The following is a 22,369-nucleotide window of genomic DNA, read 5'->3' on the forward strand; positions in this document are numbered from 1 at the left end:
TTTTTAAGGTAACTGCCACTGATACCTTTTTATTAAAAACTCATATATGAAATTTACTGACCTGCACTGTCAGATCCTGTGCTATATCCGCCAGCATTTTACTTGACGAAACTATTTCTTCAAGCGATGCCGACTGTTCCTCGATGGATGCTGATGTACTTTGGATCTGGTCATTTACATTATTGATGTCACCGTCTATCTGACTGACGCTTTCCACCACATCTTTCGATGCTCCGGATAATTCCGCTGCACTGCTTGATATAATTTCTATCTGTCCTGACATGCTGCTGCTTATCCTTGTCAGCTGTTCGAAGATTTCCCCCGATTTATTTACATCGGCAGCGCCTTTATTGACCTCTTTACTATTTACCGTCATTATCTCGACTGTTTTATCCGTTTTTGCACATATATTCTTTATGATTTCTTCTATCTGTTTCGCTGCTTCCTGCGACTGTTCAGCCAGTTTTCTTACTTCATCTGCTACGACCGCAAACCCCTTCCCGTATTCTCCCGCCCGTGATGCTTCAATAGCCGCATTGAGTGCCAGAAGATTGGTTTGCCGGGCAATACTGCTTATTGTATCCACTATCTCAGCTATATGCCCTGAATTTTCTCCCAGAATATTTATTCCATCGACCAGCTTGACATTCGTCATTGATATTGACTCCATCTGTTTTCTGGTCTTTTTTATAGATTTACCTCCTGCTTCAGCAATACTGGCCGAAGCATATGCCTCATCTGCTGAATTTTTCGCCTGCTTTGCCATATTTTCTATATTATCAGACATATTATTCACCAAAGAAGCCGCATTTCTGATATTCTTTACCTGCCTGTCTACAGAATCCGCCGCTGATGCCGCTGATACAGCGACCTGACTGACTACTTCGGAAGATTGCGCGGAAATATCCATTATCTGACCTGCCGTATTCACTACTTTTTCTGACATGTTTTGTATACTGCCTATCAAAGAACATATCTTATCAAGCATCATATTATATGATGCCGCTATCATCGCAAATTCATTTTTTCCGGTAAATTCCAAATGAACAGCCAGATTTCCTGCTGCATTCTGACTGGCCGTCGTCAAAAATTTTTGGATAAATTTATTAAGGTATCTGCCAAAAACAACTGCTATTAAAACTGTCACGGCAATAACAGCCATTATCCCTCCGGCCATTGCTGCAGCAGCTTTTTTATACTGCTGATCTCCATCCTTCACAACAATATTTACATAGCCTTCATTAAGCTGCCTGAATCCTTCCGATAATGTTATAAGCTTACTGTAAGCTTTTCCCAAGTCGCCCGTATTTGACATACTTTTTTCTATATCAGCGGAATTATCGCCATTTTTGTCAACAATTTCCTTTTTAACCGTTTCGCTATACTTTTTCCATGTATTTTCGATATCTGCAACATTTTCTGTTTGATCATCTCTGGCATATTTTTTCATCTGCCTTATGTGTTCATCTATATCTTTAGCTGTTTCATCTATATCCTTTATAACAAATAACTCTGCCTGAGCTGAGATCTGTCCATTATGCCGCTCCCACAGCAATTTATACGTGTCGGCCCTATGTACTTCCAGCAAACGTACCGTTTCCTGCATCGCTGTCATTCTAGTCAAATTTGTGTCTGCCATCATCTGCAAATAACTGTTCACTGTTTGCAGGCAATAAATCGCATAAAATCCCACTGCCGCTGTCAAACAGATGATAATCGCAAAGCTCATTCCCAATCTGACCTTAATTCCCACACGGTATCCCTCCATGTAATATATACTTTACAGCAATTTTTTTTGCAAATTAAGACAAACTGCCTGCTTCATTACGTTAGCACAAATTTACCGTCCTTACTTTAAAAAATTATTAAATTTATGTTAATTGAGAAAAACAGTTCTTTCTTCATCATTTGTAAAATTTATATTTTAGCTGTAAAATAATAATTTATAAGAAATCTTTCATTTACAATCAGTAAATATATAAAGGATGTAATATATGAAAAAATACTACGACGTCGAGGAAAAAGTTCCTTTACTAGAAGGAATTCCTCTCAGCCTGCAGCATCTATTTGCCATGTTCGGCTCCACTGTACTTGTACCTTTTTTATTGAAAGTCAATCCTGCTACGGCACTTTTTATGAACGGCATCGGCACTATTTTATATTTAGTTATCTGTAAAGGCCGCCTCCCTGCATATCTTGGTTCAAGTTTTGCTTTTATTTCACCGGTGTTAGCAGTTCTTGCAACTGCCAACATGAGTTACGGTGACGCACAAGGCGGATTCATAGCTTTTGGACTGTCATTCATTGTTTTATCATTGATCATTAATAAAACGGGAACCAAGTGGATTGATTTTATTCTGCCGCCTGCTGCCATGGGAGCGGTTGTCAGCGTCATCGGTCTGGAGCTTGCCCCGCTTGCTCTTACCATGTCTGGTTTCATTACTGATCCCTCGGCACCTCCGGCTGTACAGCCGCACTTAGCCATGATTTCCTCCGGCCTTACCCTTATCATTACAATTCTAGCTTCCGTCATTGGTCGTGGCTTTATAGGCATTATTCCCGTATTGATCGGTGTCGTCGGTGGATATATCATTTCTTTTTTTCTCGGTATCGTTGACTGGTCAGGTGTCCAAAATGCTCCGTGGTTTGCCGTGCCGACATTTTACCGGCCAAATTTCAATTTTAGCGCTATTATGATGATAATGCCCGCTCTGTTCGTCGTTTTTGCGGAACATGTGGGACATCTTTTCATTACAGGCAGCATCGTTCACCGTGATCTGCTGAAAGATCCCGGACTGCACCGTTCACTTTTTGCCGATGGTCTTTCCAATATAATCTCCGGTTTTGTCGGTTCTACACCAAATACTACTTACGGCGAAAATATAGGTGTCATGGCCATAACCCGTGTCTACAGTGTCTGGGTAATAGGCGGCGCTGCCGTATTTGCTGTTCTGTTTTCCTTTATTGGTAAAATAGCAGCCGTCATCCATGCCATTCCCGTCCCCGTAATGGGTGGTGTCAGTATACTTCTTTTCGGCATCATAGCCTGCTCAGGTATACGTATGCTCATAGAAAAACAGGTAGATTATACCAAATCAAAAAATATGATACTCACCGCCGTAACTATGGTCAGCGGCCTGAGCGGTGCCGTGTTAACGTTGGGACCTGTCCAGCTTAAAGGAATGGGACTTGCTACCGTGGCAGCAATGGTTCTGAGTATTTTTTTCGGCATCTTTGAAAAACTGCATATAGACAATAAAAATTGATTCAAATATAAAAATACAGCCGGAGAATTTATTCTCTTCCGGCTGTATTTTTATGTTCGCAGCTTTCCTATCAGATCTCTTATATCTGTCAAATTCTTCTGCTCCAGATATTTCTTTAAATCCCTATATATTTTAACAGTTGAGTCAGGCTCGACGAAATTTGCGGTCCCTATAGCGACTGCATCAGCCCCTGCGAGAAAAAACTCTATGGCATCCTGGGCATTCATTATTCCGCCCATGCCTATTATTGGCAGAGAAATCGCTTTTCTAACCTGCCAAACCATGCGCAGTGCAACAGGTTTAACAGCCGGTCCCGACAAACCACCCGTAATATTTCCCAATACGGGTTTGCACGTATTGATGTCTATTGCCATGCCAATAAGTGTATTTATCAACGATACCGCATCAGCTCCCGCATTTTCTGCGGCTTTTGCCATAACAGCTATATCTGTCACATTAGGTGAAAGTTTAATTATCACCGGCTTGCCTGTATTTTTTTTAGCAGCCTTTATAACTGCCACCATGCTTTTTGGCTCCACCCCGAAAGCAATACCGCCTTCCTTCACATTTGGACATGATACATTAAGCTCAATTGCTTTCACTCCGTCAATATCAAGTATTTTAGCCAGTTCACCGTACTCTTCCACTGTGTTTCCGGATATATTAACTATTATTGGGCAGTTATACTTTCCAATGCGAGGCAGTATCTCATTAACGAGAAATTGCACCCCCGGATTTTCCAGCCCTATGCAATTAAGCATTCCTGCCGGTGTCTCAGCTATTCGTATTCCCCTATTGCCATTTCTCGGTTCCAGCGTCGTTCCCTTCACCACAATAGCACCAAGCGTAGAAAAATCAGCGAAATCTTCAAATTCTTCGCCAAATCCAAAAGTCCCTGAGGCTGTCATTATAGGTGAATTAAGTTTAATCCCGGCAAATTCCGTTTTTAATGAAACACTGCTCATCAGAAAAATACCTCCCTGCTCTCAAAAACAGGTCCGTCCTTACAAACCTTTTTACGTCCGCATTTTGTTTCTATAGTACAGGAAAGACATGCTCCCAATCCGCAGGCCATACGTTTTTCCAAGGAAACCTCGCATATTATCCCATGTCTGACCGCTACTTCGGCCGAGCTCCTCATCATTATTTCCGGGCCACAGACAAAAATTTTATCATAGCTTTCTGCAGTCAATATTTCCGGCAGATATTCAGAAACAAATCCCCTCATACCCATAGAACCGTCATCTGTAGTTATGAAAGTATTTTTTACTATATTTTTGAATAACGGCAGCGGCCAGTCCATTTCCTCTGCATTTTTACAGCCCATAAGTATATCTGCCTTTCCTGCAAAGCGTTTCGCCAACAAAAGCAATGGTGCTATTCCGAGACCGCCGCCTACAAGCAGCGGTTTTTTGCATGCGAGATCGAAGCCATTGCCCAACGGCCCCATTATACTGACCTTCTGACCTACACTGGTTTTTGCAAGGCGCTTAGTCCCCTTGCCTATCACTCTGTATATCAGTATTAAATTACTGCCCGCTGCATCCGCTATACTCAAAGGACGGCGCAGCAAAATCTCTCCATCAGGAACCTGCAGCTGAACAAATTGTCCGGCCGCAAATTTCTCTGTATTGGCAGAAATATTGATATCCAAAAGATAGACATCATTGGTGCCTATTTTTTCATGCCTTTTTATTACCCCGTCTGCCAAAAAGTGCTTATGCAAGGTCATCACCGCCGCCGACGTAATCCTGCAGAGCCAGTGTATAAACAAGACGGCGTTCACGCATAAAGGAAAGTACCCGCAGAACCTGCCATGCAGTATCGAGAGCTGTAAGACATGCTATACCATGTTCCACTGTCGAACGGCGTATCTTGAAACCGTCTTTGGCTGAAGTTTTTCCCGGCGTAAGCGTATTTATTACCATATTTATCTTTCCTGCCTTGATCATTTCCAAAATATCGCCCTTGCTTTCGTGTACTTTGCCGACAATATCCACAGCTATGCCCATTTTGTCGATAGACTCTGCTGTTCCCTTTGTGGCAACCAGATTGAATCCTAATTCACTGAAAGCTTTTGCAAGCTGCTGCATTTCCTCTTTATCTTTATCCGCTACCGTGAACAGTATTGTTCCGTTTGTCGGTATATTCATTCCCGCTCCGGTGATAGCCTTATATAAAGCACGCGAATAATGATAATCTATTCCCATTACCTCGCCTGTTGATTTCATTTCCGGACCGAGCGATATATCTACATCCTGCATTTTGGCAAAAGAAAATACAGGCGCCTTCAAGGCTACATATGGTTTCGGTGTAACAAGCCCCGAATGATAACCCATTTCCTTGAGAGAATGTCCCAATGCGGCTCTTGTCGCCACATTTACCATTTTTATATCTGTTACTTTGCTTAAAAACGGAACTGTGCGACTTGAACGCGGATTTACTTCTATTACATAAACATGCTCATCGACTATTACGTACTGAACATTCATCAAACCTTTGACATTAAGCCCCAGAGCCAGCCTTTTTGTATAATCCACAATAGTATAAATCACTCTTGCCGATAAGGTCTGAGGCGGATATACAGCAATACTGTCACCTGAATGTATACCCGCACGTTCAATATGTTCCATTATGCCCGGTATAACAACGTCAGTGCCATCACAAATAGCATCCACTTCAACTTCTCTTCCCTGCATGTAATGATCAATGAGCACAGGATGCTCCGGTGACACTTTGACAGCCCTTCCCATATAATCCCGCAATTCATCTTCGTTGTAGACTATTTCCATAGCTCGTCCGCCGAGTACATAAGAAGGACGGATAACGCACGGATATTTTATATTTTCTGCTGCTTTTATCGCATCTGCGACATTGGTGACGCTTTCACCGCACGGCCGCAATATATGAGTTTCTTCCAGCAGTTCATCAAACCGTTCTCTGTCCTCAGCCCTGTCTATATCATCCACCGAGGTACCCAATATTTTTACGCCCGCTTTTTCCAGTGAATCGGCAAGGTTTATCGCTGTTTGTCCGCCGAACTGGACTATAACCCCCTCTGGTTTTTCCTTATCGATTATATTGAGAACATCTTCTGGTGTCAGCGGTTCAAAATACAGTCTGTCGGATATATCAAAATCCGTGCTGACAGTTTCCGGATTATTATTTATTATAATTGCTTCTATGCCCATCTCCCGCAAAGCCCATACAGAATGAACCGAGCAGTAGTCAAATTCCACACCCTGACCAATACGTATCGGTCCTGAACCCAAAACAACTACTTTTCTCTTGTCAGAAGGCTGCACTTCATCCTCCTGAGCATGAAATGTAGAATAATAGTATGGCGTAGCCGCTTCAAACTCAGCAGCGCACGTATCGACCATTTTATAACATGGCATAATCTGCATTTCTTTCCTCATGCGCCGAATTTCCAGCATTTCTTTACCGGCTATTTCCGCTATTGAACGGTCGGCAATGCCTTTATTTTTTGCTGCCAGCAGCAATTCCTGCGTGAGAGGTTCATTTTTTATTCTTTTTTCTATATCAATGATATTTTTTATTTTTCTTATAAACCATTTATCTATTTTGGTTATTTCATTTATTTTATCTATATCAGCTATGCCACGGCGCAAAGCTTCAGCAACAACGAATATCCTTTCATCGTTTATCAGCGCCAGCTTTTTCAGGACAGTTTCATCATTCCATTCCGCCACATGTTCCATACTAAGATAGTGCACACCTATTTCCAGCGAGCGAACGGCTTTTAATATAGCACCCTCAAAGTTTCTGTCGATGGACATTACCTCGCCTGTCGCCTTCATCTGCGTACCGAGTGTATGATCGGCAAGAACAAATTTATCAAATGGCCAGCGCGGGAATTTCACCACACAATAATCCAATGCCGGCTCAAAACAAGCCTTTGTCTTTTGTGTTACAGCATTTGTTATTTCATCCAATGTATACCCTATAGCTATTTTTGCCGACACCTTGGCGATAGGATAGCCTGTGGCTTTTGATGCCAGTGCAGACGATCTGCTTACACGAGGGTTGACTTCAATTACATAGTAATTATTTGTTTTGCTGTCCAGAGCATATTGAGCATTACAGCCGCCTTCTATGCCAAGTTCGCGTATTATGCGCAGCGATGCCGATCGGAGCATCTGATATTCATGATCCGTGAGTGTCTGCGAAGGAGCCACAACAATACTGTCTCCTGTATGTACACCGACCGGATCAAAATTTTCCATATTGCAGACAGTAATGCAGTTGTCTCCGCTGTCGCGCATCACTTCATATTCTATTTCCTTCCAGCCGGCGACGGAACGTTCTATAAGCACCTGTCCGATCATACTGTATTTCAGTCCGCGTATGACGATTTCCACAAGTTCCTGGTCATTGTCGGCTATGCCGCCGCCTGTGCCGCCCATTGTATAGGCAGGCCGTACTATTATAGGATAGCCTATTTCTCCTGCAAATTTTACGGCATCTTCGACAGTTTCAACTATTTTACTTTCCGGTATCGGTTCACCCAGCTTTTGCATCGTTTCCTTAAATAATTCCCGATCCTCAGCCTTCTTTATCGCTTTCAGCGATGTCCCCAAAAGCTCAACCTTATATTTTTCCAGAACACCATGCTCAGACAGCTGTACAGCCAGATTCAATCCTGCCTGCCCGCCGAGAGTGGCAAGCAATCCATCAGGACGTTCTTTGCTGATTATTTCCTCCAAAAATTCAACAGTCAGCGGTTCTATATAAACACGATCGGCAATGTGTGTATCCGTCATTATAGTGGCAGGATTGCTGTTCACCAGAACAACTTCCAGTCCTTCTTCCTTCAAAGCCCTGCATGCCTGTGAACCCGCATAGTCAAATTCTGCCGCCTGCCCAATAATTATCGGACCGGAACCAATTACCATTACTTTCTTCAGATATTCCTTCTTCGGCACGGTTAAATTGCCCCTTTCTTCATCATTGCGCAAAATTCGTCAAAAAGATACGTATTATCATCCGGTCCGGGTGATGCTTCCGGATGATACTGTACTGAAAATAAAGGCAGAGTCTTATGATGCATTCCTTCTACCGTACCATCGTTCATCGATATATGAGTTATATCAAAAGGAAGCCTTTCAAGCGATTTTTCATCCACTGCATAACCGTGATTTTGTGATGATATATACACGCGCCCCGTCCGCAAGTCCTTTACAGGCTGATTTGAACCGCGATGACCGAATTTCAGTTTATAAGTATCCGCTCCGCTTGCCAAGGCTATTAATTGATGTCCGAGACAGATACCAAAAACGGGTTTCTTTCCTATCAGCTGCTTTATTGTCTCTACAATATCCAATACATCCTTTGGATCTCCCGGTCCGTTCGACAAAAATATACCGTCCGGTTTCAGCTCAAGAATCTCGCGTGCACTGGTACGAGCCGGTACAACTGTTACCTTGCAGCCCCGTTCATGCATTGATTCCAGCATATGCCTTTTTACGCCGAAATCCATTGCAACTATATGCAGACCGTCGTTTTCCAATACATATTTTTCCGGAGTGGTTACCCTGTCTACAGTTTTGTGATCAAGAGGTATGCTCATGAGTTTTTCACATTCATTTTCTGCTGCGTCCGCCGCTGTTATTATACCTTTCATTGTTCCTGCCGAACGGAGACAGCGGGTAAGCGCACGTGTATCCACATTATAAAGACAAGAAATACCCTTATCCTTCAGAAATTCACTTAATTCACTTTCTTTTTGCCAATTACTGCCAACATCACACAGCTCTCCTGTTATGAAACCATTTGCAAAACAATTGCGGCTTTGGTTAAATTTTTCGGCAGTTCCATAATTGCCAATCATCGGATATGTCAATGTTATAATCTGCGAACAATAGGACGGATCAGTCAAAATTTCCTGATATCCTGTCATTCCTGTATTAAATACTACTTCACCGCAAGCCGGTTTATCGCCCAGCAGGTCGCCTGTGAATATGCTGCCGTCCTCAAGAGTCAATTTGCCTTTCAAATAGAGCACCTCCGAAAATTATCCATCCCTGTACTATTGGCAGGCAGATATCTTATCTGCCTCCTGTTGAGAGTTTATTTCTATTATAATATATTTCAATCTATAATTATACCATTTTGCATAATTATTCTTCCGTCAACAATAGTCATTATGGGTTTTCCCCTTAATTTTCTGCCTATAAACGGTGAATGAGCACCCATTGTATAAAATTTTTCTTTTTCTACTATCCACTCTGCCTCAGTATCGATCACAGTAACATCAGCCGGAGCATTTTTACTCAAAGTCCCCTTGTTCAGTTTAAAAACCTTAGCGGGAGAGGACGTCATTTTTTCCACTAAAAGAGGTAAATCTATCTTTCCTTCATGATACAAATCCGTCAAAAGAACACCAACTGCTGTTTCCAATCCGGGGAAACCACTGGGTGCATACCTGAATTCTCTGTCTTTTTCCTCTTCAGCGTGTGCGGCATGATCTGTCACTATCGCATCAATAGTTCCGTCTATAAGTCCCTCCTGCATTGCCTTTACATCTTCAGCTGTACGCAAAGGAGGATTTACCTTAGTAGAAGAATCCGCCATATCGACCATATCTTCCGTCATTGTCAGATTATGCGGCGTGACTTCAGAAGTTACCTTTACTCCCCGCTTCTTTGCCTGACGCACCAATTCCACTGCGTTTTTACTGCTTATATGTGCTATGTGGATAGGCGCATCGGCATATTCGGCAAGCAGAATATCGCGCATAACAGCTATATCTTCCGCAACTGTCGGCCGTCCCTTCATGCCGAGCATAGCACTTCTTTTTCCTTCATTCATAACGCCATCTTCCACCAATGCCGTTTCTTCCGCATGCGATATTATTATCTTATCAAAAGTACGCAGATAATCCAGCCCGTTGAGCAGAACACGGGAATTTTGCACGTAATGTCCGTCATCAGAAAATGCCACAGCACCGGACTGACACATATCTCCCACTTCTGCCAGTTCTTCGCCCTTCTGCTCCTTCGTCAAAGCACCTATTATTTCTATATTGACAACAGCATCTTCTCTTGCCCGCTGCTTTAATCCATCTATCAGAATTGCCTTGTCGACGACCGGTTTGGTATTCGGCATTGTTGCGATAGTGGTATATCCTCCCGCTGCGGCCGCCCTTGACCCGGAAGCAAAATCTTCCTTTGCTTCCTGGCCGGGCTCTCTCATATGCGTATGCATATCAATAAGCCCTGGCGTAACTATTTTTCCTGATACATCTATGACCTGCACGGCATTGTCTGCCTGAATATTTTTACTTACTTGCTCTATTTTTCCATCTTCAATAAGAACATCCGCCGTTTTGTCTATGCCATTTGCGGGATCTATCACTCTGCCGCCTTTAAGCAGTAATTTCATTGCTTTTTCCTCCCGTCAAAATAAGTGTTAAAATAGCCATACGTACAGCCACTCCATTTCTTACCTGCTCCTGAATAGCAGAATTACTGCTATAAGCAACTTTCGGTGAAATTTCCCAGCCCTTGTTCATTGGTCCCGGATGCATTACCAATACATCTTTTTTAGCCAACGTCAAGCGTTTTTCATTCAGCCCGAAAATACGTGCATATTCCCGTGTTGAAGGAAACAGACCTGATTTTTGTCTTTCCAATTGTATTCGCAAAACATTTATCACATCGGCATTTTCAATAGCATCTTCAATACGATCATGGATGAAAATACCCTTTTCCTCAAAAAGAAAACGCGGTATAAGCGTCCTTGGTCCTGCCAAATGTACTTCTATACCCATTTTTCGCATTCCCCATATATCGCTTCTGGCCACACGGCTGTGCAGTATATCACCTATTATCGCACATTTAAGACCTTTGAATCCGCCCTTATACTGCCGGATAGTAAATAAATCCAGCAGCCCCTGTGAAGGATGCCCATGTGCACCGTCTCCCGCGTTGACTATAGCTGCCTTTACCACCTTTGTTGCATATTCTGGAGCTCCCTCCGCCTTATGCCGCATAACAATAGCATCAACGCCCATATCTTCAACAGTCAAAAGTGTATCACGAAGACTTTCTCCCTTGACAATACTGCTTGAACCTGCTGTTATATTTATAACATCAGCTCCCAGATATTTTCCCGCAAGCTCAAAAGAACTGCGCGTCCTTGTGCTGGGTTCATAAAACAGGTTTACTATTGCTTTCCCGCGCAATGCAGGTACTTTTTTAATATCCCTGCTAATAATATTTTTCATTTCCTTAGCAGTTTGCAGCACTAATTCAATCTCATCAGGTGAAAAATATTCCAAACCAAGAATATTTTTTCCTCGCAGTGAAACACTCTTACTTTCCACCATATACGCCCCTTTTCATATATAAAAAAAAGCTTTCTCATGCGCAAGGCATAAGAAAGCATATAGCTATCCCATTCAAATAAATCAGATATCCCTTTCAACCTCGCTGGATTTTATTAAAGGGCCATATTATGTTGTTCAAATGATATCACACAAGAAGTTTAATTGTCAAATACCAAAAATTATCTTTTATCATATAACTTCTGATATGATTTTTTATTGTCGATCACCTTATGGACATAATCACGTGTCTCTTTAAAGGGAATTTGTGTGTAATCACTGAAACTGCCCCCCCATCTGTAGGTCTTACTCCATTCTTCTATTTGCCCGTGTCCCGCGTTATATGCCGCAATAGCCAAAACTTCATTATTGCCGAATTCCTTCATCAAAAAAGACAGATACCAGACACCGTAATGAATATTCGTCTCTGGATCATAAAGTTTATCATTATTATAATTTTTATCATTTATATTATTTGCTATCCACGCACCAGTCTCAGGCATTATCTGCATAAGCCCGACCGCACCTCGATGTGATCTGGCCTCCGGCAAAAAACGGCTCTCAGCAAGAATTATACCTGCTACCAGTGAATCATCCATATTGTACTGTCTGGCATATTTTTCCACCACTTCTTCATATGGATAAGGATAAAAATATTTTTTTTCAACTTTTTCTATAACATGCGTCTGTAATCCTTCATAAATTCCGGCAAAAACCACAGACAGAAATATCATTATTATAATAAATCCCTGGGCCGCACTCAATAAATAGTCTACTACCGACCTGCTGTTGTCGTTCATCATCCATTTTCCAGCCTTTTTAACAGGGAAAACCACAATCTGAAAACCCTTTTTTTATTTGTTTCTATCCCATGACTTGTATCAATTACTTGATCTGCTCGCTCCATTTTATATTTTAAAGGCATCTGCGCTTTAATACGTCGTTTTGCCTCGGCGAAGCTGTAGCCGTTTCGCCTTCTTAAACGTTCTATCTGCACTCGCTTATTTATATAGACAACCCATTTTTCATCGACAAACTTATCCCAGCCTGTTTCAAACAGCAGCGGAACATCTATAACAGCTATTTTTTCTTTATTCCCTTCCAATTCTTCCATCTGCCTTTTTACTTCATTCATAATAAGCGGATGGCTTGTATCATTTATCCATTTTTTTTCCTTATTATCGGCGAATACGATATTGCCTATCATTCTCCTGTTAAGACTTTTATCATTATTTATAATTATTTTGCCGAAATGATCAACATACGCCTGCCATAAGATCTCTCCCGGAAGAGATAAACTGTGCGCTATTTGATCCGTATCAATTACCGCTGCTCCTGCCTGCCGCAAAAAAGAGCATACCGTTGATTTTCCGCAGGCAATCCCGCCTGTCAAGCCAATCTTATACATAACATAATCCTCGTATTATCATTTCAAAGCCTGTCAAAAACTTTTATTTCTCCAATTTTTGACATTCAGGACAAAAACACGTACCGCGCCCGCCTACTTTTATCTTTTCTATTATTGTACCACATTTTTTACACGGTTTTTTATCCCGTCCATAAACAAATAGATTATCCTGATGCGTTCCCTTTCTGCCTTCACCATTAACATAATCACGAAAAGTAGTTCCTCCGTCGCGGATTCCCTCGCTTATAACTTTATTTATCGACGCACAAAGTAATTCAGCCTCATTTTCATTTACGAAAGATGATATTTTTTCAGGATTTATACCTGCAAGAAACAAAGCTTCATCAACATAAATATTGCCCAGTCCGGCAATATTTTTTTGATTAAGAAGAAACATTTTTATCTTGCCGCTGTTTTTTTTCAGCCTTGATACTAAATATGAAACAGTAAAATCTTTTGACAAAGGTTCACAGCCTAATTCGTAAAGCCCTTTTATTTTTTCCCGTTCTTCTTCCTTTATGGCATATAAAGTGCCAAAAGTACGCATATCTGCATAAATCACTTTATCCCCATTATCTAAATAAAATATTATTTTCTTATACTTATCTTCTTCATACCCTTTCTTTACATAACACAAACGGCCTGTCATTCTCAGATGAAAAACAGCCATGATATTGTTTTCCATCTGCATTATGAGATATTTTCCTTCTCTTCTCATCTTTACTATCTTTTGTCCTGTAAGACGTTTTTCATACAAAGAAAGTTCAGGAAATTTGATAAGCCTTGGCAATAAGATTTCTATATATTCAATAGTTTTTCCCAATATCCTTTTTTCAAGCGTACGCCTTATTGTTTCTACTTCCGGCATTTCCGGCATAAAATCAACCTCTTCTATTCACTTTTTTGTCTGATTATTTTTTCTGCATACTCTTTCATATTATATATACTGACAACCCGCCACGTATCATCGTCCTGTTTTTCCATTGATATCTCTATAACCGTATTTTCCGTTTTTTCATCTTTATCTGTTTCAATACCTACAACAGCTTTGTTCCCATCAACTTTGGTATATTTTATTCTTTTGAATTTTATATTCCCCACTGACAATTTTTCTGTTATATCACTGTTATTCTTCGATACTGAATATTCCCCGCTGCTTTCCTCATTACTGGAACTTTTCCATTCTCCTGATTTTATATAAGAATCTACTTCAGCTTTCATCTCATTTACTGCCATAGGCTTGGCTAATTTAATTAATCCTTCTGCCAGATTTCTGACAGGATTTTTCTGCATAAAAGGATCTTTTGAAAAATATACATAAAAATAATCATCATATGCTTTATTTAATATGCTGTCTGTATCCACATATTTATCAAAAGTTTCTATATCATGTTTTTTTATAGCATCGGCTATAAGTCCCACTGTATATTGCGGTGTTTTCAGCCAATAAAAATAATAGAAGCTGCTGCCGGCCAGTATTACTGCAATAAATAGCAAAATACATAATCTGAAACCTGATAAAATTTTATTTTTTCTCTCATCCATAAAATAATCCTTTTATTTATTTCTTTTTATACTCAGCTTTTTTTTTGCCATGGTCAGATACATTGATCCTCCAATTATAAATACACCGCCCATCACAGAAAGAAAATGCATTATTTCACCAAAAAAAAGATATCCCCACAGGGCATTGAAAAAAATACCTGTATATAATACAAAGCTGACCAACACAGCATTAGCTGACCCATATGCCTGTGTCATTAAAGCCTGCGCCAAGAGAGAAACTATACCTATACCCGCAAGTAAAAACATCTCCTTAGTATCCGGAGAATGGTAATTGCCAGCCATACCTGCAATACCTATCAGCATACTGCAAAAAAGAAAATAAAATACTATTTCCCATGAATTATGTCCGCCGCCTTCAAATAATTTATGAATCGTAATATATGCCAGTGCAGCCAAAAAAGCCGAAAAAACAGCTAAAATTGCATATATAGAAAAAGAATTATATTCCCATGGACGCAGCAACAGCATAGTTCCTGCTCCTATTGCCAAAAGAGGCAGAAATGTTTTCGGCGGTATTTTTTCTTTAAGCCATACTGCCGATAAAAAAAGAACAAAAATAGCTGATAACTGCTGCAATATAGCAACATCCCCTAAATGCATGCCAGAAATAGCTATAAAAATCAAAAACATACTCATCCCGCCGACTGCACCGCGAAAAACCAATGCCGGGATATCTTTATTCGAAAATTTTATATCAAATTCCTTCATTATAAATAATAGAACTATTATGCCTATTACACTTCTGCCAAAAACTATTTCCCCGCTGCCCATAGAAAAACTGAGACTCTTTACCATTATATTCATAATACTAAAGGAAAGTGCAGCTCCTACAGCCAATATTAAACCTCTATTCAACATGATTACACATCTCTTTTATTTTTTATTATTTTACCACATATAAAAGCTCTTTTACCATTTTACAATATAACGACAGTAAAATTTACTCAAAAAATAACAAAAGCCGCAGTTTCCTGCGGCCTGACTATTACCTGCCCTGCCATACCACAAACGCTGGCACAGACCCATTATAAGATCAATAAACTCATCGTTCATCAGCAAAACTATCGAGTGCAAATTTTTGAAACTCATATACCAAAGGAGAAAGCAGCCTGCTTGTATCCCAGGCTATGCCTATAGTTCTTCGGCAATGCGGAGAAGAAAGTTTTAAAAATTTTACATTTAATCTATCCATTCCGGGGATCTTAGGTATGAGCGAAACACCAAGATCAGCAGCAACTAAATTAGCCACAGTAACTATTTCGTCACCCTCAAATTCAATATGAGGTGTAACACCTGTCATATCAAAAAGTTGATTTGCTAAAAGCCTTAAGCCATAAAAAGGTTTTAATGTTATAAAAGATTCATCCGCTATATCCTTCAAATTAACACTTTCCCTTTTCGCCAGCGGATGATCCAGAGGAACTATCACAAATAATTCTTCAGAACATAACGGCAGCCAACCGATCGTTTCGTTCATTAAAAGATTCGAACATATGCACAAATCTGTTTTTCCCTTTATGAGCCGTTCTGTAAGAACAGTTGAATTATCTTGATTCAGTTTAAATTTACATTGTGGATGATTTTTTCTGAAACTGCTTATAAGTCTTGGTACTATATAGCTTCCTAATGAATGAAGAAAAGATAAATTTATTATCTGCTTATCAGGCCTGTCTATTTCCATCTTAGCTGCAGTTTCTTCTTTGACAATACGTTCAGCATGAGCTAAAAGCATTTCTCCATATCTGGTGAGCGTTACCTCTTTAGTATTACGATTTAACAACTGCACGCCCAATTCTTTCTCCAAACGAATTATTGACCTGCTCAATGCCGATTGCGTTATAGATACTGCCTTAGCTGCTTTTGTAAAATTGCCGATGTGCGCTATGGCTAAAAAATATTCCAATTGTTGAAGCTCCATTTAAATCTCCTTATTATTTTATCTATGATATTTTATCATAGATAAATCATTATATAGTAATAATTATCATTATAAAAAGTATGTCAAATAATTGTATTATACATAGATTATAGCTTCTTTATTTCAATTTTTCCAGTATATAATATTCATTCCATATGGTAATAGATATTTTTTGAAATTAGAATTTGACACATCTTCAATTCAGTTTAAAATTATGTATACACTATACATATTAAAGGATATGATATTTATGGATAATAATCAAGTATATATAAAAGATCCCTATTTTGAAATTGGCCGAAAATTACTTCTCATTCTAAAAACAGGACAAATTCTTATGGAAAGTGCCGCTGATACAAACCGTATAACAAGAACTATGAAAAGAGTGGCTGCCTTTATGGGAATAACAGCAGGTACACTGCATATACACATCACCTATACCACTATTATGATCAATATAAGCGACGGCGATCATTCAATAACAAAATTCCAAAAATGTATCAAGCATGGGATAAATATGACTAAAATTTCTGCTGTAAGTAAGCTTTCATGGAAATCTATAGAAAAAAACTATACATTAGATCAATATGAAACTGAACTTAATAGAATATTTACCCTAAAAAAACAATATACAGCAATTTTTATTGCAATAGGTGCAGGATTAGCCTGCGGCGGTTTTTCCAAACTTTTTGGCGGTGACTGGATAGCATTTTTTTATACTGCCGTATGCGCCTCCATTGGTTTTCTCCTTCGCTCCTACTGCAACAAGCTTGATATAAACAGCTATGCATCAATAGCCATATCTTCCTTTGCAGCAGCCATCCTTGCTTATCTGACACATTTTATCCCCGGCTCATTGACACCATGGCATCCTCTTTTGGCATGCGCACTCTTTATAGTTCCGGGTATCCCCTTAATCAATTCTGTTGACGATCTTCTTGACAATTATATAGTTTCCGGCATAACCAGAGCCGTAAATACTATATTAATGGTCGGCAGCATGAGTTTTGGTATTGTTCTGGCCATAAAACTATGTCAGGTGGAGGATTTTACTATATTAAGCACCCACCCTGACAGTTCCTATTTTGTATACGGCATAGCAGCCGCTATAGCATCTGTCGGTTTTTCAACTATCTTTAATGTACCGCGCCGCCTTCTATGGGTTGTCGCCCTTGGTGGAATGATATCTGTATGCATAAGAAATTTTGTAAACTTTGATCTTGATATGGGTTTAGCTGCCGGTTCTTTTGCCGGGGCTGTGATCGTCAGTATTCTCGCTTTAAAAGTTGTTCATCATGTGCATACCCCTATGCATGTCATAACTCTGCCATCGGTCATTCCTATGATTCCCGGAGTATTTATGTACAGGCTCATGTTTGGACTGATAAATATAAATGCCATGGACACAATTTCACTGATCCACGTTTTTCAAAGCGGTGTTATTGCAAGCCTTACTATTTTGGCAATAGCAGTAGGTGTAGCTATACCAAATATTTTTGCCAGAAGATATCTGGACAGCAATAAAAAAGAACACTGCAAGAAATTATTGGAAAAAAGGAATAATAATTTTAACATCAATTTATTATAGATAAAAATCTTTATTTATGTTAAGAGCCTGATTATTGAAAAACAAAACAACTGGTCGTATAATAAAAAAAGAAACATCACAGCAACTTTTAATATCCATAAAAATTGCTGTGCAATAACTCATTAAATTTACTCCTGTTATATATTTAATTAAGCTTTTCCCGGTAATTTATCAAAATAAGTATAAGGAGAATCTAATTTATGAACAACTTTCAATTTGTTAATCCAGTGAAAATAATTTTCGGCAAAAATACCTTAGAAAATCTTCCTTCTGTAATTCCTGCAGGAAGCAAAGTATTGATTATTTACGGAGGCGGCAGTATCAAACGTTCGGGGCTGCTTAATGAAATAAAAAATACCTTAAAAAATTATAAGTTGGGAGAATTCGGCGGCATTGAACCAAATCCTTCATATGAAAAATTAATGCAGGCTGTAGAAATAATCCGGTCAGAAAAATATGATTTTTTATTGGCTGCCGGCGGCGGATCAGTGATTGATGGCACTAAATTCATAGCAGCTGCAGTACCTTTTATGGCTGATGATCCATGGAAAATAATTTCTGAGCATATTCCTGTAAAAAAAGCCGTTCCCTTCGGTACAGTGCTTACCTTGCCCGCAACCGGATCAGAAATGAATAATGGAGCAGTGATAACAAGAAAATCCTTAAAATCAAAACTTCCATTTATGAGTGCAGCAGTTTTTCCTAAATTTTCCATTCTTGATCCGGTCTATACTTATACTCTGCCTCAAAAACAAATTGCCAACGGTGTTGTCGATGCTTTTATTCATGTAATGGAGCAATATATGACCTATCCGGTAAATGCCAAAATACAAGATAGATTTTCAGAGGGACTTCTCCTGACGCTTATTGAAGAAGGACCTAAAGCCTTGCAGAATCCTCAAAACTATGATGTCCGCGCCAATATAATGTGGGCAGCAACACTAGCGTTAAATGGTCTTATCAGCAGCGGTGTTCCCCAAGACTGGTCCACTCATATGGTGGGCCACGAAATTACAGCTTTATATGGTCTCGATCATGCTCAAACATTGGCTATAGTTTTCCCGTCCATGCTGAAAGTAATGAAAAATGAAAAACAACAGAAGCTGCTGCAGTATGGCAACAGGATCTGGGACATTGATACCAATATGCCAGTTGAAGCACAAATAGACAAAGCTATTCAAAAAACTCAATCTTTTTTTGAAGAAATGGGAGTAAAAACACATTTTTCTGATTATCATTTAGATAAATCCGTTGTAGAAAAAATTATTGATTCACTTATCTCACATAACATGACAAAGCTTGGTGAAAATGGATCAGTTAACCCTGACATAGTACGTAAAGTTTTGAATTTGAGTTTATAGACAAATAAAAAATAATTCTCATATAAACTGCCCTCCATAAGCTGAACAGAAATCTGACTTATGGAGGGCAGTTCATTTTTTATATACAAAAATTATTTTTTCTATTTTATTTTTTTATGCTTCTTTTTTATCCGGTGGTACATTATGCAGTACGATATCAGGATTGTTATCGCTTATCCATCCAAGTGACCACTCATTATTTAACAACAGCACAGGCCTGTTTTTCATATCATAAACAAACATTCCTCTGTCAGCTCCCCGCAGAGATTCAGGTACGACTTCTTTTCCATCATTAAACTCAAGCCATCTTGCTACCTCAAAAGGCTGCATAGTTATCACTATGTCAACATTATATTCATTTTTTAAACGATATTCCAAAACCTCAAATTGCAATTGTCCGACAGTACCGACAATATAACTCTCCATACCTGTACCTGGCTGTTCGAATAACTGCACTGCACCTTCTTGCGTCAGCTGTGTTATTCCTTTTATAAACTGCTTTCGTTTCATAGTATCTTTAGCTTCTACCCTGGCAAAACGTTCCGGAGGAAATACCGGAAAATCAGCAAATTTAAATTTATTTTTAGTGTCACATATTGTATCGCCTATACCAAAAATACCCGGATCAAATAATCCTACTATATCTCCCGGATATGCATCATCTATTATCTGTCTGTCCTGCGCCAAAAACTGCTGCGGCTGGGAAAGTTTTATTATTTTATTTTCCTGGATATGAAAAACTTGCATATTACGTTCAAATTTACCAGAACATATGCGGATAAACGCCAGCCTGTCATGATGCGCAGGATTCATATTAGCCTGAATTTTAAATACAAATGCCGAAAATTTTTCATCATCAGGCATTACAATTCCTTCTGTCGATTCATGCGGCTGCGGCTGCGGAGCTAACCTCAGATATTCTTCAAGAAAATTTTGTACACCAAAATTAGTCATAGCACTGCCAAAAAACATCGGAGTTAACTCACCATGTGAAATTTTTTCATCATTCCACTCTTCCCCTGCCGTATCAAGCAAATCTATATCGCCAAGAAGAGTTTGATATACATCATTATCAATCTGTGCTATTGCATCTTTATCATTCATGGAAAAAACAACAGAAGCTCTTTCCTTCTGCCCGTGTGAATCGTCTGCGGCAAAAAGCTCAATATGTTTTTTTCTTCTATCATATACGCCATGATATTGTCCATCTATGCCTATCGGCCAATTCATCGGATAAGCACGTATGCCCAAAACATTTTCTATTTCCGTCATCAAGTCAAGCGGCGCTTTGCCAAATCTATCTAATTTATTTACAAAAGTAAATATTGGTATATTCCTTTGTTTACACACTTTAAAAAGTTTCTTAGTTTGTGTCTCTATACCTTTAGCCGCATCAATTACCATCACCGCACTGTCAACAGCCATCAGTGTTCTATAAGTATCTTCGCTAAAATCCTGATGCCCCGGTGTATCCAATATATTTATTCTGCATCCTGCATAATCGAACTGCAAAACACTTGATGTTACAGATATACCACGCTGCTTTTCTATTTCCATCCAGTCTGATACAGCATGCCTCTGAGCCTTTCTTGATTTTATGGAACCGGCCAGATGTATGGCGCCTCCATATAAAAGTAATTTTTCCGTAAGCGTCGTTTTTCCTGCATCCGGATGTGATATTATAGCGAATGTACGTCGCTTTTTTATTTCATTTTGCAGCTGCTCCATCAAATATCTCCCTTTATATTAATCATTATAATAACAATGATATTATGCAGTTTAAAGGCTGCACATGCCTAAAAGTTCACCGGAGAACCCGTTGAACTAAAAACTTACTTTATTATTCTAACATAAATAAACAATAAAATCATTTTATAGAGATAAAATAAAAAAAGCACAGCAAATTATAAATCAGCAAAATAATTCACCGTGCTTTTACATGTTATTGTTATTCTATAGTGTTTTTACACTGATTTTTTTCTTAAAGCTAAAAACTTAAAAATAATTATTAACAGTTATGACATTCTTCATATATTCCTGCTGCCTTTAAAGTTTTGACCATCGTTTCTCCCATATGAGCAACAGTATCCGCAACTTCTATGCCTGCAGCATTAAGAGCTTTTATTTTGTCAGCAGCTGAACCTTTTCCTCCGGAAATAATAGCTCCAGCATGTCCCATACGTTTGCCGGGAGGAGCCTGACGACCGCTTATAAATGCGGCTACAGGTTTTTTCATATTAGCATGTATCCATGCCGCAGCATCTTCTTCCGCTGTTCCGCCTATTTCACCTATCATCAATACAGCCTTAGTTTCACTATCCTTATTGAACGATTCCAATACATCAATGAAATCTGTCCCTTTTACAGGATCACCGCCTATACCAATAATGGTAGTCTGTCCAATTCCTGCATTACTCATCTGATACATAGCTTCATAAGTCAAAGTTCCTGAGCGTGAAATTATACCGACGTGACCTTTTTTGTGTATTGATCCTGGTATTATACCTATATTACATTCATCCGCAGTCATTATTCCCGGACAGTTAGGACCTATCATACGTGTTTTTTTGCCTTTAAGGTAGCGGCGAACCTTTATCATATCATCAACAGGAATATGTTCCGTAATGCAGACGACAACGTCCATTTCCGCATTTATTGCTTCCAGTATACTATCTGCCGCAAATTTTGCAGGCACAAAAATAACTGAAGCATTTGCACCTGTCTTTTCTTTTGCCTCTGCCACAGTATTAAAAACAGGAACTCCTTCTACAGTTTGTCCTCCCTTTCCGGGAGTCACACCGCCCACTATCTTAGTTCCATAGGCAAGCATATGATTTGTATGAAAAAGAGCTTGTTTTCCGGTAATTCCCTGTACTATTACTTTAGTATCTTTATTTATAAAAATTCCCATAAAA

At 39.3% G+C, this 22,369-nt stretch carries 18 protein-coding genes; 3 read left to right on the forward strand and 15 right to left on the reverse strand.

The annotated features are described in order from the left end of the window. Window positions 1–40 precede the first annotated feature (40 nt). The gene (locus tag I6758_RS05110) at window positions 41–1,753 is read right to left on the reverse strand and encodes a methyl-accepting chemotaxis protein (RefSeq protein ID WP_196604125.1); all 1,713 of its coding nucleotides are present in this window, start codon (window positions 1,751–1,753) and stop codon (window positions 41–43) included. A 241-nt stretch (window positions 1,754–1,994) separates the two neighbouring features. Here I6758_RS05110 and uraA point away from each other — a divergent pair, with 241 nt between their 5' ends. Further along, window positions 1,995–3,266 (forward strand): uracil permease, encoded by a 1,272-nt coding sequence (gene uraA, locus I6758_RS05115; protein ID WP_196604126.1) that lies wholly within the window; start codon window positions 1,995–1,997, stop codon window positions 3,264–3,266. 50 nt (window positions 3,267–3,316) lie between these two features. On the opposite strand, the gene I6758_RS05120 is transcribed toward uraA, so the two are convergent. From I6758_RS05120 to I6758_RS05175, 12 genes are all read right to left on the reverse strand, one after another. Beyond that, window positions 3,317–4,231, reverse strand: a complete 915-nt coding sequence (locus I6758_RS05120) for a dihydroorotate dehydrogenase (protein WP_196604127.1) — start codon at window positions 4,229–4,231, stop codon at window positions 3,317–3,319. Further along, entirely contained in the window at window positions 4,231–4,992 is a 762-nt protein-coding gene (locus tag I6758_RS05125; RefSeq protein WP_196604128.1) for a dihydroorotate dehydrogenase electron transfer subunit, read from the reverse strand. The genes I6758_RS05120 and I6758_RS05125 overlap by 1 nt, the downstream gene beginning before the upstream one ends. Next, window positions 4,985–8,212: a carbamoyl-phosphate synthase large subunit gene (gene carB, locus I6758_RS05130; protein WP_196604129.1), complete on the reverse strand. Its 3,228-nt coding sequence runs from the start codon at window positions 8,210–8,212 to the stop codon at window positions 4,985–4,987. Before carB ends, I6758_RS05125 begins: the two co-directional genes overlap by 8 nt. A 2-nt stretch (window positions 8,213–8,214) precedes the next feature. Beyond that, window positions 8,215–9,282 carry a carbamoyl phosphate synthase small subunit gene (locus I6758_RS05135; protein ID WP_196604130.1) on the reverse strand — a complete coding sequence of 356 codons (1,068 nt, stop codon included), beginning with the start codon at window positions 9,280–9,282 and terminating at the stop codon, window positions 8,215–8,217. A gap of 95 nt (window positions 9,283–9,377) precedes the next feature. Further along, complete coding sequence (locus I6758_RS05140; RefSeq protein WP_196604131.1) at window positions 9,378–10,670, reverse strand: dihydroorotase; 1,293 nt, start codon at window positions 10,668–10,670, stop codon at window positions 9,378–9,380. Next, window positions 10,654–11,616, reverse strand: coding sequence for an aspartate carbamoyltransferase catalytic subunit (locus I6758_RS05145; RefSeq protein ID WP_196604132.1), 963 nt, complete (start codon window positions 11,614–11,616; stop codon window positions 10,654–10,656). Before I6758_RS05145 ends, I6758_RS05140 begins: the two co-directional genes overlap by 17 nt. Before the next feature lie 179 nt (window positions 11,617–11,795). Continuing rightward, on the reverse strand, window positions 11,796–12,416 hold the full coding sequence (locus I6758_RS05150) for a lytic transglycosylase domain-containing protein (RefSeq protein ID WP_231038523.1): 621 nt from the start codon (window positions 12,414–12,416) through the stop codon (window positions 11,796–11,798). Next, window positions 12,413–13,021, reverse strand: a complete 609-nt coding sequence (gene coaE, locus I6758_RS05155) for a dephospho-CoA kinase (protein WP_196604133.1) — start codon at window positions 13,019–13,021, stop codon at window positions 12,413–12,415. The genes I6758_RS05150 and coaE overlap by 4 nt, the downstream gene beginning before the upstream one ends. A gap of 43 nt (window positions 13,022–13,064) precedes the next feature. Further along, window positions 13,065–13,898, reverse strand: a complete 834-nt coding sequence (mutM, locus tag I6758_RS05160; protein ID WP_196604134.1) for a DNA-formamidopyrimidine glycosylase — start codon at window positions 13,896–13,898, stop codon at window positions 13,065–13,067. A 14-nt stretch (window positions 13,899–13,912) separates the two neighbouring features. Continuing rightward, window positions 13,913–14,566 carry a hypothetical protein gene (locus tag I6758_RS05165; RefSeq protein ID WP_196604135.1) on the reverse strand — a complete coding sequence of 218 codons (654 nt, stop codon included), beginning with the start codon at window positions 14,564–14,566 and terminating at the stop codon, window positions 13,913–13,915. A gap of 12 nt (window positions 14,567–14,578) precedes the next feature. Further along, on the reverse strand, window positions 14,579–15,445 hold the full coding sequence (locus I6758_RS05170) for a DMT family transporter (RefSeq protein ID WP_196604136.1): 867 nt from the start codon (window positions 15,443–15,445) through the stop codon (window positions 14,579–14,581). A 184-nt stretch (window positions 15,446–15,629) separates the two neighbouring features. Beyond that, window positions 15,630–16,505 (reverse strand): LysR family transcriptional regulator, encoded by an 876-nt coding sequence (locus tag I6758_RS05175; RefSeq protein WP_196604137.1) that lies wholly within the window; start codon window positions 16,503–16,505, stop codon window positions 15,630–15,632. Window positions 16,506–16,755: 250 nt separating this feature from the next. Here I6758_RS05175 and I6758_RS05180 point away from each other — a divergent pair, with 250 nt between their 5' ends. Together I6758_RS05180 and I6758_RS05185 are read left to right on the forward strand one after the other, a co-directional pair. After that, window positions 16,756–18,093 (forward strand): threonine/serine exporter family protein, encoded by a 1,338-nt coding sequence (locus tag I6758_RS05180; RefSeq protein ID WP_231038524.1) that lies wholly within the window; start codon window positions 16,756–16,758, stop codon window positions 18,091–18,093. Window positions 18,094–18,293: 200 nt separating this feature from the next. Further along, window positions 18,294–19,454 (forward strand): iron-containing alcohol dehydrogenase, encoded by a 1,161-nt coding sequence (locus I6758_RS05185; protein WP_196604138.1) that lies wholly within the window; start codon window positions 18,294–18,296, stop codon window positions 19,452–19,454. Window positions 19,455–19,568: 114 nt separating this feature from the next. Here the strand turns inward: I6758_RS05185 and I6758_RS05190 are convergent, their stop codons facing one another. After that, entirely contained in the window at window positions 19,569–21,182 is a 1,614-nt protein-coding gene (locus tag I6758_RS05190) for a peptide chain release factor 3 (RefSeq protein ID WP_196604139.1), read from the reverse strand. 280 nt (window positions 21,183–21,462) lie between these two features. After that, window positions 21,463–22,365, reverse strand: a complete 903-nt coding sequence (gene sucD, locus I6758_RS05195; protein WP_196604140.1) for a succinate--CoA ligase subunit alpha — start codon at window positions 22,363–22,365, stop codon at window positions 21,463–21,465. Window positions 22,366–22,369 lie beyond the last annotated feature (4 nt).

This window comes from Pectinatus haikarae, from assembly GCF_015732185.1.
Classification (GTDB): domain Bacteria; phylum Bacillota; class Negativicutes; order Selenomonadales; family Selenomonadaceae; genus Pectinatus; species Pectinatus haikarae.

Coding starts and splice junctions, on each gene's coding strand:
- mutM (WP_196604134.1), bottom strand. CDS start 13,898: ATGCCGGAAATGCCGGAAGTAGAAACAATAAGGCGTACGCTTGAAAAA.
- I6758_RS05170 (WP_196604136.1), bottom strand. CDS start 15,445: ATGTTGAATAGAGGTTTAATATTGGCTGTAGGAGCTGCACTTTCCTTT.
- I6758_RS05180 (WP_231038524.1), top strand. CDS start 16,756: ATGGATAATAATCAAGTATATATAAAAGATCCCTATTTTGAAATTGGC.
- I6758_RS05165 (WP_196604135.1), bottom strand. CDS start 14,566: ATGGATGAGAGAAAAAATAAAATTTTATCAGGTTTCAGATTATGTATT.
- I6758_RS05190 (WP_196604139.1), bottom strand. CDS start 21,182: ATGGAGCAGCTGCAAAATGAAATAAAAAAGCGACGTACATTCGCTATA.
- uraA (WP_196604126.1), top strand. CDS start 1,995: ATGAAAAAATACTACGACGTCGAGGAAAAAGTTCCTTTACTAGAAGGA.
- coaE (WP_196604133.1), bottom strand. CDS start 13,021: ATGTATAAGATTGGCTTGACAGGCGGGATTGCCTGCGGAAAATCAACG.
- I6758_RS05140 (WP_196604131.1), bottom strand. CDS start 10,670: ATGAAATTACTGCTTAAAGGCGGCAGAGTGATAGATCCCGCAAATGGC.
- I6758_RS05175 (WP_196604137.1), bottom strand. CDS start 16,505: ATGGAGCTTCAACAATTGGAATATTTTTTAGCCATAGCGCACATCGGC.
- sucD (WP_196604140.1), bottom strand. CDS start 22,365: ATGGGAATTTTTATAAATAAAGATACTAAAGTAATAGTACAGGGAATT.
- I6758_RS05185 (WP_196604138.1), top strand. CDS start 18,294: ATGAACAACTTTCAATTTGTTAATCCAGTGAAAATAATTTTCGGCAAA.
- I6758_RS05145 (WP_196604132.1), bottom strand. CDS start 11,616: ATGGTGGAAAGTAAGAGTGTTTCACTGCGAGGAAAAAATATTCTTGGT.
- I6758_RS05150 (WP_231038523.1), bottom strand. CDS start 12,416: ATGATGAACGACAACAGCAGGTCGGTAGTAGACTATTTATTGAGTGCG.
- I6758_RS05120 (WP_196604127.1), bottom strand. CDS start 4,231: ATGAGCAGTGTTTCATTAAAAACGGAATTTGCCGGGATTAAACTTAAT.